This window comes from Haloarcula montana (genome assembly GCF_035666295.1).
GTDB lineage: Archaea > Halobacteriota > Halobacteria > Halobacteriales > Haloarculaceae > Haloarcula > Haloarcula montana.
Genome location: NZ_CP142027.1, coordinates 95,333 through 111,358 on the forward strand (window position 1 = coordinate 95,333; position 16,026 = coordinate 111,358).

12 protein-coding genes are annotated in these 16,026 nt (G+C 65.8%); 10 read left to right on the plus strand and 2 right to left on the minus strand.

All coding sequences use genetic code 11. The features are described 5' to 3' along the window. Nucleotides 1–58 precede the first annotated feature (58 nt). Complete coding sequence (ppc, locus tag VJ109_RS00475) at nucleotides 59–2,755, minus strand: phosphoenolpyruvate carboxylase (RefSeq protein ID WP_324758225.1); 2,697 nt, start codon at nucleotides 2,753–2,755, stop codon at nucleotides 59–61. 229 nt (nucleotides 2,756–2,984) lie between these two features. On the opposite strand from ppc, the gene VJ109_RS00480 reads away from it, so the two are divergent. The 10 genes from VJ109_RS00480 to malQ all read left to right on the plus strand — a co-directional run bounded on the left by VJ109_RS00480 (nucleotide 2,985) and on the right by malQ (nucleotide 13,941). Beyond that, nucleotides 2,985–3,689, plus strand: a complete 705-nt coding sequence (locus VJ109_RS00480) for a helix-turn-helix domain-containing protein (RefSeq protein ID WP_324758227.1) — start codon at nucleotides 2,985–2,987, stop codon at nucleotides 3,687–3,689. A gap of 72 nt (nucleotides 3,690–3,761) precedes the next feature. After that, nucleotides 3,762–5,207: an ABC transporter substrate-binding protein gene (locus VJ109_RS00485; protein WP_324758229.1), complete on the plus strand. Its 1,446-nt coding sequence runs from the start codon at nucleotides 3,762–3,764 to the stop codon at nucleotides 5,205–5,207. A gap of 1 nt (nucleotide 5,208) precedes the next feature. Beyond that, nucleotides 5,209–6,006, plus strand: coding sequence for an ABC transporter ATP-binding protein (locus tag VJ109_RS00490; protein ID WP_324758231.1), 798 nt, complete (start codon nucleotides 5,209–5,211; stop codon nucleotides 6,004–6,006). Further along, nucleotides 6,003–6,701, plus strand: coding sequence for an ABC transporter ATP-binding protein (locus VJ109_RS00495; RefSeq protein ID WP_324758233.1), 699 nt, complete (start codon nucleotides 6,003–6,005; stop codon nucleotides 6,699–6,701). Before VJ109_RS00490 ends, VJ109_RS00495 begins: the two co-directional genes overlap by 4 nt. Then, a complete protein-coding gene (locus VJ109_RS00500) occupies nucleotides 6,698–7,687 on the plus strand; it encodes a branched-chain amino acid ABC transporter permease (RefSeq protein WP_324758234.1) in 990 nt (329 codons plus the stop codon). The genes VJ109_RS00495 and VJ109_RS00500 overlap by 4 nt, the downstream gene beginning before the upstream one ends. Nucleotides 7,688–7,796: 109 nt before the next feature. Then, complete coding sequence (locus tag VJ109_RS00505; RefSeq protein WP_324760363.1) at nucleotides 7,797–8,960, plus strand: branched-chain amino acid ABC transporter permease; 1,164 nt, start codon at nucleotides 7,797–7,799, stop codon at nucleotides 8,958–8,960. Continuing rightward, complete coding sequence (locus VJ109_RS00510) at nucleotides 8,957–9,970, plus strand: 3-oxoacyl-ACP synthase (RefSeq protein ID WP_324758236.1); 1,014 nt, start codon at nucleotides 8,957–8,959, stop codon at nucleotides 9,968–9,970. Before VJ109_RS00505 ends, VJ109_RS00510 begins: the two co-directional genes overlap by 4 nt. 60 nt (nucleotides 9,971–10,030) lie before the next feature. After that, on the plus strand, nucleotides 10,031–10,834 hold the full coding sequence (locus VJ109_RS00515) for an alpha/beta fold hydrolase (RefSeq protein WP_324758237.1): 804 nt from the start codon (nucleotides 10,031–10,033) through the stop codon (nucleotides 10,832–10,834). Further along, nucleotides 10,827–12,383: an AMP-binding protein gene (locus tag VJ109_RS00520; RefSeq protein WP_324758239.1), complete on the plus strand. Its 1,557-nt coding sequence runs from the start codon at nucleotides 10,827–10,829 to the stop codon at nucleotides 12,381–12,383. The genes VJ109_RS00515 and VJ109_RS00520 overlap by 8 nt, the downstream gene beginning before the upstream one ends. Nucleotides 12,384–12,438: 55 nt before the next feature. After that, on the plus strand, nucleotides 12,439–13,941 hold the full coding sequence (gene malQ / locus VJ109_RS00525; protein ID WP_324758241.1) for a 4-alpha-glucanotransferase: 1,503 nt from the start codon (nucleotides 12,439–12,441) through the stop codon (nucleotides 13,939–13,941). A gap of 61 nt (nucleotides 13,942–14,002) precedes the next feature. On the opposite strand, the gene malA is transcribed toward malQ, so the two are convergent. Further along, complete coding sequence (gene malA / locus VJ109_RS00530) at nucleotides 14,003–15,931, minus strand: alpha-amylase MalA (protein WP_324758243.1); 1,929 nt, start codon at nucleotides 15,929–15,931, stop codon at nucleotides 14,003–14,005. Nucleotides 15,932–16,026 lie beyond the last annotated feature (95 nt).

Sequence of the window (16,026 nt, forward strand, 5' to 3'; positions counted from 1 at the left end):
ACGGGTGTAGTAGCTCGGAGCGGTGCGTGAGCCGGGATAGAGCGGACCCGACGGGGAGTTATCCGGTGTTTTTCATCCCGGCGGCGATTCCCAGGACGGTCAGCCGGAGCGTCTGCTTTTCCTCCTCGGTGAGGTGTGACTGGGCGAGCAGCCGGACCTGCAGCAGGTTCAGCGGGTCGACGTAGGGGTTGCGGCGTTCGAGGTTCTCTTCGAGCCAGTCACGCGAGAGCAGTCCCTCGCGCTGGGTAATCTCGGTGACCAGATCGACGGTCTCCTCGTACTCGTCTCTGATCCGCGGGAAGATGCGCTCGCGGAGGTCGTCGTCGGCGAGATCGGCGTACTCCTCGGCGATACCCATCTCGGTGCGGGCAAGCGCCAGGGAGGCGTTGTCGAGCTTCGTCTTGAAGAACGGCCACTCCTCGTACATCTCCTGGAGCGTCTCGATGTCGCCGCCGCTGTCGAGGTAGGCGTTGAGTCCGGTGGCGATGGAGTACCACCCGGGGATGATACAGCGGGCCTGGGTCCAGGAGAACACCCACGGGATCGCACGCAGGTCCTCGACGCTGCGGTCCTCGCTCCGGGAAGCCGGGCGCGATCCCATGTTGAGGTTCTCGATGACCGTGATCGGAGTCGCCTGCTCGAAGTAGTCGACGAAGCCGTCGGTCTCCAGCAGCGACTGGTACTCCTCGCGGGCGGCCTCGGAGGCGGTCTCCATAGCCTCGACCCACTCGTCGGGAACGTCCTCGACCGGCTCTTCCATCGCGTTGTGGCGCGCCCGGATCTGGGCGTTGAGCATCTGTTCGAGGTTCCGCTCGGCGATGTCCTCGTTGGCGTATTTCTCGGCGATCGCCTCACCCTGTTCGGTGAACTTGATCTGTCCGGTCACCGTCTCGTTTGGCAGGGCCAGCATGGCGTCGTTCATCGGGCCGCCACCGCGGGAGATCGAGCCACCGCGGCCGTGGAACAGGCGCATATCGACGTCGAAGTCGTCGGTGATGTTGGCCAGCCGCCGTTGGTTGTTGTACAGCGACCAGTTGGCGGCGAGGTAGCCGTTCTCCTTGTTGGAGTCGGAGTAGCCAAGCAGGATCTCCTGGACGGTGTTGCGTGCCTCCAGAGCCTGTGCGTAGGCCTCGTTCTCGAACAGCGTCCCCATGATGCGCCGGGCACCCGAGAGCGCGTACTCGGATTCCAGCAGCGGGACGATATCCAGGCCACAGTAGCCAGGTAGGTCGACGATGCCGACCTGATCGGCGAGGAACAGAACTTCCAGCACGTGGCTGGGTTCCTCACACCAACTGATCGCGTAGGTGTCGATCGCGTCGACGCCGAACTCGTTTTGCCAGTCGGCGGTCTTACGGAACCGACGCAGGACCCGGATCGAATCCTCCGAGAGCCCGTCGGTGTTCTCCATATCGATGACCGAACCGTTCTGGAGGATCGCCTCCGTCAGGAACTCGACGCGCTCGTCCTCGGACATGTCCTCGTAGTCGATGCCCTGGCGCTCGACCGCTTCCGCGATAGCGTCGGTGTGCATCTTCCGGTGGTCACGCAGGTCCAGGCTCGCGAGCGTGAACCCGAACGTGTCGACCTTCCGGATGAGGGGGTCGACGTGGGACTCGGCGATGACTGCCGCGTCGTTGTCACGGAGGCTGGCAGCGATCGTGTGCAGATCCTTGAGCAGGTCCTCGGGACTGTCGTAGCCGCCCTGCCGGACGTCGTTGACCCGCAGGACCGATTCGCGCATCAACTTGAGCTTCTGGCGGTACGGTTCGTCAGGATACCGCTCTTCGGCCTCGGCGGCGACTCCGGGGAGCCGCTCTTTGTGTTCGGCCAAGCGCTCCTCGAATTGCTCGCCGATCGAGAGGTTCGAGGCGTCCTGGCTCAGGACACCCGAGAGTGCTTTCAGCCGGTCGCGGTACAGCGGGAGGACCGTCTCACGCTGACGTTCCAGCGTCTCTTCGGTGACTTCCGGCGTGACAAATGGGTTGCCGTCACGGTCGGAGCCGGCCCATGAGCGGAACTCGTAGAGTTTCGGGACGTCGAGTTCCTCGTCGTACTCCTCGCCGATAGCGCGTTCCAGTTCGTCGTAGACTTCGTCGATGACCTCGAAGAGGACGTTCTCCAGGTACCACTGGATGTTCAGTGCCTCGTCCGTGACCTCTGGCCGGCGATCACGGACCTGTGGAGTCTGCCAGAGGCTCGTGACCTCCGAACGGACGTCCCGGCGGACAGTGTGTTCCTCGCGGTCGGTCAGGCGGACCTCGTCGAGCGTCTCCAGTCCGTTCGCCACGCTTCGGAGCTTCGCTTTGACGGTTTTCCGGCGGGCCTCGGTCGGATGTGCGGTGAAGGTCGGCTCGATGAACACGTCGTCGAGTACGTCTTCGACCGTCTCCGAACCGACATCGGCGTCGGCGAGTCTCTCGATCGCCTCGGCGACGCTGTCCTCGATCGTCCCGTCCTGACTCCCTTCGCGGATCTCTCTGACCCGCTCGCGTTCCTCGGCCAGGTTGATCAGTTCGAAGTAGGTAGTGAACGCCCGGGCGACGACGCCTTCCATCTCCGGGTCGAGTCGGTCGAGCGTCTGCCCGATCGTGTCCCGACTGTCCAGATCGCCTTTCCGATAGTCGATCGAGGCTGTGCGGATCTGCTCGACCGTCTCGAACGCTTCGGTAGAGGATTGGGTCTCCAGTACGTCGCCCAGTAACTCGCCCAGTTCCCGGACATCCTGGGGGAGATCTCTGGCGTGCAAAGTCATACCAGTCCTTCCAGAGTGAAGCCCTAAAACAGTATTGGAACGGGGTGGGACGAGGCCACGACGTAGGTAGATAATGATGATGGAACTACGCCGCTACCGGCCTGAAACAGCAGTACTGTCAACCATCCAATGATCGCGGAGCAGCCGGTTCCGGACCGATAGAGTAACCCTCGTGGGAAGAATAATTTATAATTGTGGAGGACTCCCGTTCGAGTAGCGGACACCGTGCATGATTGACATTGCCCTGGACATGGAGCAGTACGACTGTCCGTTCATCGATACCACTGCCGACCACGGGATGGCCTTCGCAGCGATGCAGTGGGAGTTCGATCAGAACGTCCGCGAGCTAGAGACGCGGATGGTCGTCGAAGCCGACGACAGGGCTGCACTCGATGCCGGATTGGAAGAGTTACAGACACATCAGAACATGAACGACTTCTCGCTACTTCGCCGGCAGGGCGAGGTGGCCGGGATCAGGACGGTTATCGAGGAGACCACGGCGATGCAAACGATCCGGGACAACGACGGCTACATCACCGGGCCGTTCCACATCGAGGCCGGCAGCGAGGTCTGGCACGTCGGCTTCGACACGAGCCAGGACGCCGACAGGACCCTCTCGGAACTGGACCGGGACAACGAGTTCGACGTGGTCGAACGGGAGAACACCGGTCTCCCGGAACTCCAGGACGTCGTCCAGAACGCCGGCGCGGCGATGACGCTGGTCAACGGCTGTCGGGACCTCTCGGAGACGGAACGGGAGACCCTGGAGACCGCTGTCTCCGAGGGCTACTTCGAGAGTCCGCGTGGCGCGACACTGGGGGCTCTCGCCGACGAGTTCGGTGTCTCGAAACCGGCCGTCTCGAAGAACCTCCGGCGGGGCGAACGCAAGATGATCGAACGCGTCGTCGAGGCCCTGGACGACATCGACGAGTAACACCTTCTCGCGGTCGCCGTTAACATGTAAACGCCCGCTACTATGGGTATCCTACACGATAGATTACTGTGTATGAGAGATTATGCCACACGACGCCGTGTACTGGGCGCACTCGGTGCCGGACTGACCGGTCTCGCCGGCTGTGTCAGCGAAGACGGTGGGAGCGGTGACGGGAGCAGCGGGAGCGACGGCAGCGACGGAGATTCCGACATGAACGGCGACGGAGATTCATCGAGTGACGGCGGCAGTACTGGCGACGGATCAAGCGGGACGACGAGCGTTTCGATCGGGATGTTGCAACCGCTCGCGGGCGATCTGGCCTACTACGGCCAGCAGTCGCTGTGGGGCTTCCTCTCGGGCCTGGCCTACAAGGCCGGGGACTCCCCACCGGCCGAACCGAGTACCGGCGAGTTGACGATGACCGTCGACGACGTGGAATACACCATCTACGTCCGGGACACGCAGTTCTCGGCCGACACCGCACAGACGGCCGCGACGACCCTCGTCGAGGACCAGGGTGTCGACATTCTCGCGGGGTGTGCCTCCTCTGCGTCGGCGAGTCGCGTCGTCACGACCGTGGTCAACCAGGCCAGCGTCCCGATGATGGTCGGGCCGGCGGCCTCCGCTGGGATCACCTCGAACAGCGAGACCTGCGGTGATCTGGTCTACCGGGCCAGCGAGAACACGGCAATGGACGCCCGCTCGGGCGGGAAATACGTCGCAAACGAGACGGACGTCTCCAAGGTCTACCTGTTCGGCGCCGACTACAGTTTCGGCCGTGCGGTCGTCAACAACTACAAGGCCGTCCTCCAGAACGAGGGCGTCGAGATCGTCGGCGAGCGGTTCGTCGAGCAGGGGTACGCCGAGTGGGAGGGACTGCTGGACAACGCCGAAGAGGCCGGTGCCGAAGGCGTCGTCGGCGGATTCACCGTCGCGACGCTGCCCAACATGTTCAACGCCTTCCTCTCGGGGGACTACTCCTACCGCGTGTTCGGCGGGTACGCGACCAGGATCACCAACAGCGTCGTCGGCGGGACGATGCAGAACGTCCTGGGCGAACCGCTCACGACGGAGAAGATCCGGAACTCGAAGCTGGGGCCGTTCACGACGCGATACCACTGGAACCAGTACGACAACGAGATCAACAACTCCTTTGTCGACACCTACACGGACACCTACGGCGTCGTCCCGGACCTGTTCACGTCGGGGACGTTCACCGGCGCGTCGGCGATCCACCAGGCTGTCCAGGAGGGCGGCTCAAGCGAGGGTGCCGACATCGCGAACGCGCTCAAGGGGATGACCGTCACGGACACGCCGAAAGGCGAGGGTGGCTACACCTTCCAGGAGTACAACAACCAGGCCCGGTCGGCGATGACCGTCGCGGACCCCATCCCGACGACCGACGAGTGGGCCGACAACTGGGGTGCAGCGATCATGCCCGGTGAACCCCTCTCGCGGATCGGCGCCGACGAGACGACGATTCCGGCAGACAGCGACCAGATGGACTGCTCGCTGTAACATGCTCAGAACGCGGGACCTCACGAAGCGGTTCGGCGGTCTGACCGCCGTCGACGACGTATCGTTCGAACTCGGCGACGAACTCTGTTCGCTCATCGGACCCAACGGTGCCGGCAAGACGACGTTCTTCAACCTCCTGACGGGAGTGTTGGAGCCCAGCGACGGGACCGTCGAACTCCGGCGGGACGAGCAGTGGGACGACATCACCGACGCGCCGCCACACGAGACGGCACAGCGGGGCATCCACCGGTCGTACCAGGTGACCTCGGTGTTCCCCAACAGCACCGTCCTCGAGAACGTTCGGGTGGCAGAACAGGCCCATGGCAGTGATTCGACCCGCTTCTGGCGCAACGTCGATCACTTCGAGGAGTACACCGAGCGCGCACACGAGATTCTGGAACGTGTTGGGTTAGCGGACCGGGCTCACGACCCCCCGAGCACGCTCAGTCACGGCGCCAAGCGAAAACTGGAAGTCGGGATGGCACTTGCCGGCGATCCGTCGGTCCTGTTGCTGGACGAACCCAACGCCGGCGTCTCCTCCGAGAGCGTCGACGAGGTCCGCGACCTCATCGAGGATGTCGCCGAGGACCACGCCGTGTTGCTCGTCGAACACAACATGGACATCGTGATGGACGTCTCCGAGCGAGTCGTCGTCCTCCACCAGGGTGCTGTCATCGCCGACGGCCCACCCGAGGCGGTCCGTGCCAACCCAGACGTCCAGTCGGCGTATCTCGGCGGGTACGAGCCCGGCAGTCTTGACGAGGGCGACGAGTCAACCGACGAGGGGGGTGTGGCATGAGCCTACTGGAACTCTCGGGAGTCAACACCTACTACGGCGACAGCCACATCCTCCAAGGGATCGACCTGACCGTCGCGGAGAGCGAGGTCGTCGCGCTGGTCGGGCGAAACGGCGTCGGAAAGACGACGACGCTGCGCTCGATCCTCCAGTTGACCCCACCACGGGAGGGTGAGATCACGTTCCGGGGAGAATCACTTGTCGGGTTGGAGACCCACGAGGTCGCCGACCGCGGCGTCGGCTGGATTCCCGAGGAACGGCGCATCTTCGGGCAGTTGACCGTCGAGGAGAACCTCCGGGCGGCGATCCCCGACACGGATTCGATCTCCGAGGGACTCGGGCTGGCCTTCGACGCCTTCCCGATCCTCGAAGAGCGACGCCGGCAGGACGCCGGTACGCTCTCGGGGGGCCAACAGCAGATGCTCGCCATCGCCCGCGGATTGGTCGGCGAGAACGACCTCCTACTGGTCGACGAACCCAGCGAGGGACTGGCCCCACAGATCGTCGCGGACGTGGCGGAGGCGCTCTCGGAAGCGAGTGCCGAAGCCACGATCCTGCTCGTCGAACAGAACCTCCCGCTGGCGCTCGACCTCTCGGATCGGTTCTACATCGTCGACCACGGGGTCGTCGTCGACGACGGGGACTCGAACGCGGTCTCGGCCGAGGACGAGCGGTTCAGGAGGTATCTGTCCGCATGATCCTCGAAACGCTTGGTGAGTTCCTGACGATCCCGGAACTCGGGACGGTCGTCGTCAACGGGCTGGCGAAGTCCGCGCTGTACGTGATGATCGCCAGCGGGCTGACGCTGATATTCGGGCTCATGGGCGTGTTGAACTTCGCGCACGGTTCGCTGACGATGGTCGGTGCCTACCTGGGCGGGCTGGTGATGGTCACGGCCGTCGGGCAAGCGACCGGATCGGTGACCCGGCTAGCGGTGTTTTTCGTCGCCATCCTGCTGGTCTTCGCCGTACTCACCGTCCTGGGCGGGGCCATCGAGACCTCGCTCATCCGACCGCTGTACGACCGGCCGCCGATCTACCAGATCCTGCTGACTTTCGGCCTGACGCTCGTGATCGACGAGATCGTCCGCATCGTCCTGGGCGTGTTCGGGATGCAGCCGATCTCGGACTGGCAGGCGGCGTTGGCGACGAAACCGCAGTTCCTTCGCGAGCCCGCGGCCGTCGCCGGGATCAGTGTCCGCTGGCTGGCCGTCTTCCAGATCGTTCTCGGGATCGTCACCGTCGTAGGCATCTGGGCGTTCCTCACCAAGACCCGCTATGGGTTGTACATCCGTGCCGGCAGCGAGGACTCCGAGATGGCCGCGGCGTTGGGGATCGACGTTCGGCAGGTGTTCACCGTCGTCTTCGCGCTGGGGATCGGACTGGCCGGTGCGGCCGGGACCCTGTTGATGTGGGACGCGACGTGGGGCGCGAGCGTCCCGCTCGCAGCGGAGACGCTGCTGCCGGCGTTCATCGTCGTCATCGTCGGCGGCCTGGGGACCTTCCGCGGGACCGTCGTCGCCGCCGTCGTCGTCGGGATGACCGACTCGGTGATGACCTGGTGGTTCCAGAACTACATCCAGTTCACCGGGCTGCCGGAACTCGTCCTGTTCCTGGTGCTCGTGGTGACGCTGATCGTCCGGCCACAGGGGCTGTTCGGCGTCGAGGGGGTGGGTGGCCATTAGCACCGAGACCCAGGCCGGGACGCCGACCGAGGTGTCCTGGCCCGTGGCCTACCTCCGCTCGCACGCCGCCCACGTGGCGATCATCCTCCTGTTGGCGGTGTACCCCTCGATCTACCACACGCTGTTGAACTCCCCAGTCCAGTACGAGGCCGAGATGCTGTTGCCGACTGTCGAGACGATGGTCGGCGTGCTGTATTTCGGCCTGTTCGCGATGTCCTTTGACTTCATCAGCGGCTACACTGGCTATCTCTCCTTCGGCCACGCGGCCTTCTACGGGACCGGTGCCTACACCGTCATCCTCGTCGCCAACGGGAAGTTCCCACTGCTGGGGCCGGAGACGCCATTCATGCTCTCGCTGCTGGTCGCGGGACTGCTGGCCGTCGTCGTCGCCCTGCTGGTCGGGTTGGTCTCGTTCCGGCTGTCGGGGGTGTACTTCGCGATGATCACGCTGGGGTTCGCACAGGTGCTGTACGTGTTCATCAGGGGCTGGGACTACGTCGCGCGCAACCCCCGTGACGGTCCCGCCGTCGGCCCCAGCCACGCCAGCGGCTTCGAGATCGGGGTCCCGTGGGTCGACCAGCTCAACCTCGCGATCGGCGTCCTCACCGGCGACGAGGTGTCGCTGCTGGGGACGACGCTGTCGGGGACGACCGTCTCGTTCTACATGGTCGGACTCGTCGTCATGATCTGTTACTTCGCGATGCAGCGGATCATCCACTCGCCGTTCGGTCGCGTGATGATCGCCATTCGGGAAAACGAGGAACGGGCGGTCGCGATCGGCTACAACACCTACGTCTACAAACTGGCCGCCTTCTGTATGAGCGGCTTCTTCGCGGGCATCGCCGGTGGCCTGTTCGCCGGCTTCAGACGGTCGGCCAGTCCCGAGAACTCCTTCTACTTCCTGGTCTCCGGTGACGCCCTCCTCGCGAGTATCATCGGCGGGTTCGGGACGCTCGCCGGCCCGCTGTACGGCCGGTTGTTCGACGAGACGGTCCGCGAATTCCTCTCGAAGTCCGGGCAGGGTGGCGGGTTGCTCCCGTACCTCCGTCTGCTACTCGGCGAGGGGACCCTGTCGACGCCGGTCGTCGGCGGGATGACCGTCGGTGGCCTCATCGACACGCTACTGAACGGCCACGCCAGCCTCTATGTCGGTGTCGTGTTCGTGCTGTTCGTCCTCTACGTCCCCGACGGCCTGCTGGGGACGATCAGAAACCGTCTCGGTGGGACCTTCGCCGACGCCCTCCCGGCGAAACTCCGGGACGGGGACGAATGACCGTCCACGTCACCGGGCTGGGGACCTACCTCCCCGAGCCGACGATGACCGCCGAGGAGATCGCCGACCGGAGCGGGATTCCCGAAGCCGTCGTCCGTGAGAAGATGGGGGTCCGTCGGAAACACGTCTGCCCGCCCGATGCCGACCATCTCTCGGAGATGTGTGTCGCGGCGGCCCGGGAGGCACTCGATGACGCCGGCATCGGCGCCGACACGTTGGATATGGTCCGGTACCACGGGAGCGAGTACAAGGACCACGTGGTCTGGAACGCCGCGGCCGCCGTCGCCGAGGAGATCGGTGCGGCCGGTGCCGGCGCGACCGAGAGCTACGCGCTCTGTGCTGGTTTTCCCGTCGCACTCAGGGAAGCGAGGGCGTTGCTGGCCGCCGAGCCGGCGACGGAGCGGGTGCTGCTGGTTGCCGCCAGCCGCGAGGAGGACCTGGTCGACTACGACGACGGCGACACCTCCTTCATGTTCAACTTCGGTAGCGGTGCGACGGCCGCGGTCCTCGAAGCCGACGGCGGCGACCGGGCGCTCGCCAGCGTCCGGGAGAGCGCGAGCCTGACTGACGGGAGTTTCGCCAGAGACGTGATCGTCCCGGCCGGCGGAAGCGCCCGTCCGGCGAGCCACGAGACGGTCGAGACTGGCGCGCATTCCCTCCGAGTTCCCGACCACGAGTCGATGAAGGAACGCCTCGCCGAGGAGAGCCTGCCGAACTTCAGATCGGTCGCTACCGACGCACTGGACCGGTCGGGGTACGGGATCGGCGAGATCGACTTCGCCGCGATCACCCACATGAAGCGGTCGTTCCACGAATACCTGTGTTCGGAGTTCGGGCTGGCCGACGACCAGCACCGGTATCTGGACGACTACGGCCACGTCCAGAGCTGTGACCAGGTGCTCGCGCTGACGGAGTGCCGGGACGAGAGAGACGACGGCGACGTGGTCCTCTGTCTGGCGGCCGGCACCGGCTACACCTGGGCGGCGAGCGTCCTGAAGTGGACCGCCTAGCCCCGGGACGTTCACATGGTAACGTCTCCCTTGAAGGAGAACGCGGGAGTACGATACGATATGCCATATGCGAACAACGACGGCGTCCGTCTGGCCTACGAGCGCGAGGGACCGGGCAACGCCGAGACCGTCGTCTTCGTCGAGGGACTGGGCTATGGTCGGTGGATGTGGCGCTGGCAACACCGGGCCGTCAGCGACGACTACGAGAGCATCCGCTGGGACAACCGCGGCACAGGGGAGTCCGACGAACCCGACGGCCCGTACACCGTCCCGGAGATGGCGAGTGACCTCGAAGCCGTCCTAGACCACGCCGGCGTCGAGTCGGCCCACGTCGTCGGCGCGAGCATGGGCGGGATGATCGCCCAGCAGTACGCGCTGGAGTACGACCGCGCCCGCTCGCTGACGCTGATGTGTACCTCACCGGGCGGTCCCGAGGAGGCCCCCATTCCCGAGGAGACGCTGGAACGGATGTTCGGCGTCCCCGAAGACGCCGACGAGCGCGAGGCGATCCGGTACAAGATGCGCCCGGCCATGACCGAGGGGTTTTGGGCCGACAACCAGGAGCTGATCGACCGGATCGTCGAGTGGCGACTGGACAGCGACGCCAGCGAGCAGGCCCGGACCTGGCAGGCCGCCGGCGTCGAGGCCTTCGACGTCCACGACCGACTCGGCGAGATCACACAGCCGACGCTGCTCGTACACGGTACCGCCGACCGCGTCGTCCCCTACGAGAACGGCGAACTGCTGGCCGCGGGGCTTCCCGACGTGGAGTTCGTCACGTTAGAGGGCGCCCCACACCTCCTGTTCATCGAGCGCCGGGAACGGGTCACCGACCGCCTGCTGGAGTTTCTCGACGATGTTTGATCGATCGGCCCCCCAGGAGTGGGTCGGCGCCTGGAGCGAGAAACGGGCCGCATTGACCCCCGAGCGGGAGGGGCTGGTCGACGCGACCACCGGCGAGCGGTTCACCTACGCCGACCTGGACCGGCGGGCCAACCGAGCGGTCCGTCTGCTCCGGGAGTACGGCGTCGGGACGGGCGACAGCGTCGCCGTCGTCTCGCGAAACCGACCGGCGGTAGTCGACCTGTTTTTCGCCACCGCGAAGACCGGGAGTACCCTGGCACCGCTCTCCCACCGCCTCGCACCGCCCGAACTCGGTGAACTGCTGGCCCGCGTCGACCCGACGGTCCTCGCGGTCGAAGCGCCGTTCGCGGCGGATGTCGCGTCGGCGCTCGACGAGGGCGGCGTCGACCCTGCCGTCCTCACGCTGGGAAGCGGTGATGGGGACGCCGTCGATGGGTTCCGCGATCCGGTGCCGTACGACGAAGCACTTCCGGCGGACGGCTCCCCCGTCGAGACGCCACCCGTCGCGCCCGAGGACCCCCATCTCCTGTTGCACACCGGCGGCTCGACCGGGACGCCGAAAGAGACGGTTCTCACACACGAAGGTATCGTCTGGAACTCGGTCAACACGATCACCGCCTGGGGGTTGCGCGACGACGACGTGACGCCGATGGTGTTTCCGATGTTCCACACCGGTGGCTGGAACGTCCTCACGGTCCCGCTGTGGCACATGGGTGGGACCGTCGTCATCGCCCGGGAGTTCGATCCCGGGGGAGTCCTCTCGGTCATCGACGAGGAGGGCGGGACCGTCCTCGTCGCCGTCCCGGCCGTGTTGCGGATGATGACCGATCACGACCGCTGGGCGACGGCCGACCTCTCGCAACTGCGGTTCGCCAAGTCCGGCGGCGGCCCCTGCCGACAGTCGGTCATGGAGACGTGGTGGGACCGGGGCGTCGACCTCTCTCAAGGGTACGGCCTCACCGAGTGTGGCCCTAACAACTTCGCGATGCCCGACGGGTGGCCCCCCGAGAAGGCCGATGCTGTCGGGAAACCGGCGCTCCACGTCGACGCCCGGATCGTCGACGACGACGGCGACCCGGTCCAGCAAGGCGAGATCGGCGAACTGGTCCTCCGATCACCCCACGCCGCCGCCGGCTATCTCGACAATCCCGAGGAGACCGCTGCGACCTTCGGGGCGTTCGTCGCGACCGGCGACCTCGCTCGCGAGGACGCCGACGGGTACTACCACATCGAGGGCCGCAAGAAGGAGATGTACGTCAGCGGCGGCGAGAACGTCTACCCAGCCGAAGTAGAGGACGCCATCGCCGACCATCCCGATGTCGCGGAGGTCGTCGTGATCCCCGTCCCGGACGATCAGTGGGGACAGGTCGGGAAAGCCGTCGTCCAGGGCGACGACGCCCTGACGCTGGCTGACCTCCGCGGGTTCCTGGAGGACCGACTGGCCGGCTTCAAACACCCGCGACACCTCGCGTTCGTCGAGGAGATGCCCACGAGCGGCCCGTCGAAGATCGACCGACAGGCTGTCGAAGCCCAGTTCGGCGAGGAATGACCGACCACGGTGACGAGGGCCGGGCTTTTGTGCCTCCCTGTCGAAGAGGTCCGGCATGGAGTTCGAGCGGTCGAGTGGGATCTTCCTGCATCTCACGTCGCTACCGAGCCCGGACGGGGTCGGGACGCTCGGCGACCCGGCCGAACAGTTCGTCGACTACCTCGCCGCCGCGGGTCAGGGGCTGTGGCAGATCTGTCCGCTGGGGCCGACCGACGGCGCCTTCGGGAACTCCCCGTACCAGACTCACTCGTCGTTCGCCGGCAACCCCCTGCTGGTCAGTCTCGACGAACTCGTCGCCGACGGGTGGCTGACCGACGACGACCTCGCGGACCGGCCCGACTTCGACGGACACTGGGTGGAGTACGACCGTGTCGGCGAGTACAAACAGCGGAAACTGCGGACCGCCTTCGACAGGTTCCGGGAGACGGCAGGCGAGAGCGAGAACCGTGCGCTGGACGAGTTCGCCGCCGACAACGACTCCTGGCTGGCCGACTACGCGCTCTTCCGGGCGCTGAAAGCCCACTTCGGCGGCGACGGCTGGACCCAGTGGCCCGCCGACGCCAAACAGCGCGACCCCGACGCTCTCGCCCGGTACCGGGACGAACTGTCCGAAGAAATCCGCTTCCGGGAGTTCGTCCAGTTCTGCTTCGACCGCCAGTGGCGACGCGTCCACGAGTACGCGAACGAGCACGGCGTCCGGATCATCGGGGACATGCCCATTTATATGGGAATGGACAGTGCCGACGTCTGGGCGAACCCGGAGCTGTTCGACCTGAACGACGACAACGAACCCGCCGCAGTCGCCGGGATGCCGACGAATCCCAGCGGTGACGGGACCGGCCAGCGCTGGGGCAACCCCCTCTACGACTGGGACGCGATGGCAGCGGACGGCTACGAGTGGTGGATCGAGCGGTTCGAGGCGTTGCTCTCTCGGGTCGACATCACCCGCGTCGACCACTTCAAGGGGTTCGAGAGCTACTGGGCCATCCCGGCGGACGCCCCGACCGCCGCCGACGGCGAGTGGCGCGAGGGTCCCGGCCGGGCACTGTTCGAGGCCGTCGAGTCGGCGCTGGGCGAACTCCCGATCATCGTCGAGAACCTCGGCGGGATCACCCCGGAACTGCGCGAGTTGCGCGAGTCGCTGGGCGCGCCTGGCATGAACGTGGCCCTCTACGCCGACTGGTGTACGGAGGACCACATGTACATGCCCCACGTCTACCCGCAGGACTCGGTGGCCTACACCTCCACCCACGACACGAACACCGTGATGGGGTGGTACCGCGACGAGATCAGCGACCGCCAGCGGGACTGTCTGCACTTCTACATGGATTCGGACGGCCACGAGATCAACTGGGCCGTCGTTGAGGCCGTCTGGGCCGCCGACTCGATATTCGCGATCACGCAGATGCAGGACCTGCTCGGACTGGGCGGCGAGACGCGGTTCAACACGCCCGGGACCGCCGAGGGCAACTGGACGTGGCGGATCACCGAGGATGGCTACGACCAGGGTGTCGCTCAGCGACTCCGGAACGTGACCGAACGCCACGCCCGGGACTGACAGAAAGGGACCACCGTACCGGGATGGGGTCGCCTCGCCGGTCACGACGGTGCCGGAACGCTCAGTCGCCGGCGGGCAGGACGACGACGTTGTCGACGGTCGCGTCACCGTCGCCCGTGGCGACGCCGTCACCGGACACCGCGTCGGTCGCGTCGACGGACTCGGCGGGGAACGAGACCGTCGCGTCACCCTCGCCGAAGTTCAGTGCGACGACGTAGCGCTCGTCGGCCTCGCGGGCGTAGGCGACGACCGCCTCGCTGTCCGCCTGGTACTCGATATCCTCGTAGTCACCCTCGTACTGGAGCGCCGGGATGGCGTTGCGGGCGCTGGTCAGGCGCTTGTAGTACTCCCGGAGGTCCTCCTGGGCGTGCTCCCAGTGGATCTTCCCGCGGCGGTTGCGCTCGCCGATCTCCTGGCCGGCGTAGATCATCGGGACGCCGGGCAGCGTGAACTGCGCGGCGGCGGCGGCCTCGACGGCGCCGCGCCCACACTCCTCGACGTAGCGGGTCTCGTCGTGGTTCTCGATGTAGAGCATGAAGCCGGCGTGGTCGGGGAAGCCGGTGACAGCGCGCTGTCTGTAGGCGTCGGTCAGTTCGTCTGCCGGCACGTCGCCGCGACCGATCTGGCGCAGCGTGAAATACAGCGTCGTGTCGAAGTGGATGTCGAAGGCCAGATCGTGGAAGTCCGCGATGTAGGGGATGGTCTCGTCGAGCAACAGGAACTCGCCGTCCCGGGAGCGCAGACGTTCGCGGATCTCCTGCCAGAACGGGTCCGGGACGGCCCAGGCCATGTCACAGCGGAACCCGTCGACGTACTCGGCCCACTTGTCGACGGCGTCGAGCAGGTGCCGTCGGACCTCCAGGTTGCGGTAGTTGAAGTTCGCGATGTACTCCCACTCGAAGTAGGTGCCGGGGGTGCCGTCCGCTTGCCACTCGTAGTAGTCGCGAAACTCCGGATCGTTGGCCTGTGCCCGCTGGAAGAACTCGTGGTCGCGCGCGGAGTGATTCAACACGAGGTCGAACAGGACGTGCATGTCGCGGTCGTGAGCCGCCGTGACGAGGTCCTCGAACTCCTCTTCGGTGCCGAGGTCGTCGGCGACCGAGAAGAAGTCGGTGATGTTGTAGCCGTGGTCGTAGCCGTCGTGTTGGAGGATCGGCGTGAGCCAGAGCGTGTTGACCCCCAGGTCCTGGATCTCGTCGAGGTTGGCCTGGATGACCTCGAAGACCGACTGGTCCCCGTCGGCCTCCTTGTAGCCCCGGACGTACACCTCGTAGAGCGTCATCCCCGTGCTCCACTCGGGGGGTTCGTTGAGGTTCTCGACGGCCCCGTCCGGATGGACGCGGACGGTGTCCGGCACGCTGTACTGCTCGCCGAGCGCCACCGCACGTATCCGGACCGGCTCGTCGATCGAGTCGAGCGAGAACGTCGCGGTCCGGTGGTCGGTCTCGAAGTCCTCGGGGATAGAGTCGCGGTCGTCGACGACGAACTCGACGGCGAGCGTCTCGTCTTCCTCGTCCCCACGGGGAGTCGTCTTGACCGTCGCCCGGACCGTCACGACACCGTCCTCGGTTTTCCCGCTGAGTTTCAGCCGGGGACGGGCTTGCTGGTCCCCCTGGCTGGCGAGATTACCCGAGCGGGCGCTCCCGCTCTGGCCGCCCGAGAAGCCGCTCATACCGCTGGCTCCCGAGAATCCGGAGCCACCAGCGTACCCGCTTTCCCCCGTCCCGCCGCTCGCGACCGCGATGTCGGCGGGGAACACGCGCAGCGTGAGGTGGTGGGTCGTCTCGGGCGTCGACAACGAAGCCGTATACTCGCCGGGTTCGTCGGGTGTGAAGTAGACGACAGCCTCGTCGTCTTCGAGTTCGACAGCGCTGTCGTCGGGGCTGTCCGAAATCTCCCAGCGGTACGTCACGGCGGGGTCTGGGTCACGCGGTGCGAGTTCCGTCGTCTCACCGACGGCGAGAAACCGGGGTGGTCCTGGGTGGTCCATCTCTACGTATCTCCTCTCGGGACGCCGTAAAAGAGCTTTCTCACTCGGGTACTACGGGTGGTATTAAGACTCGCCTCCATCACAGGTGTTATGAA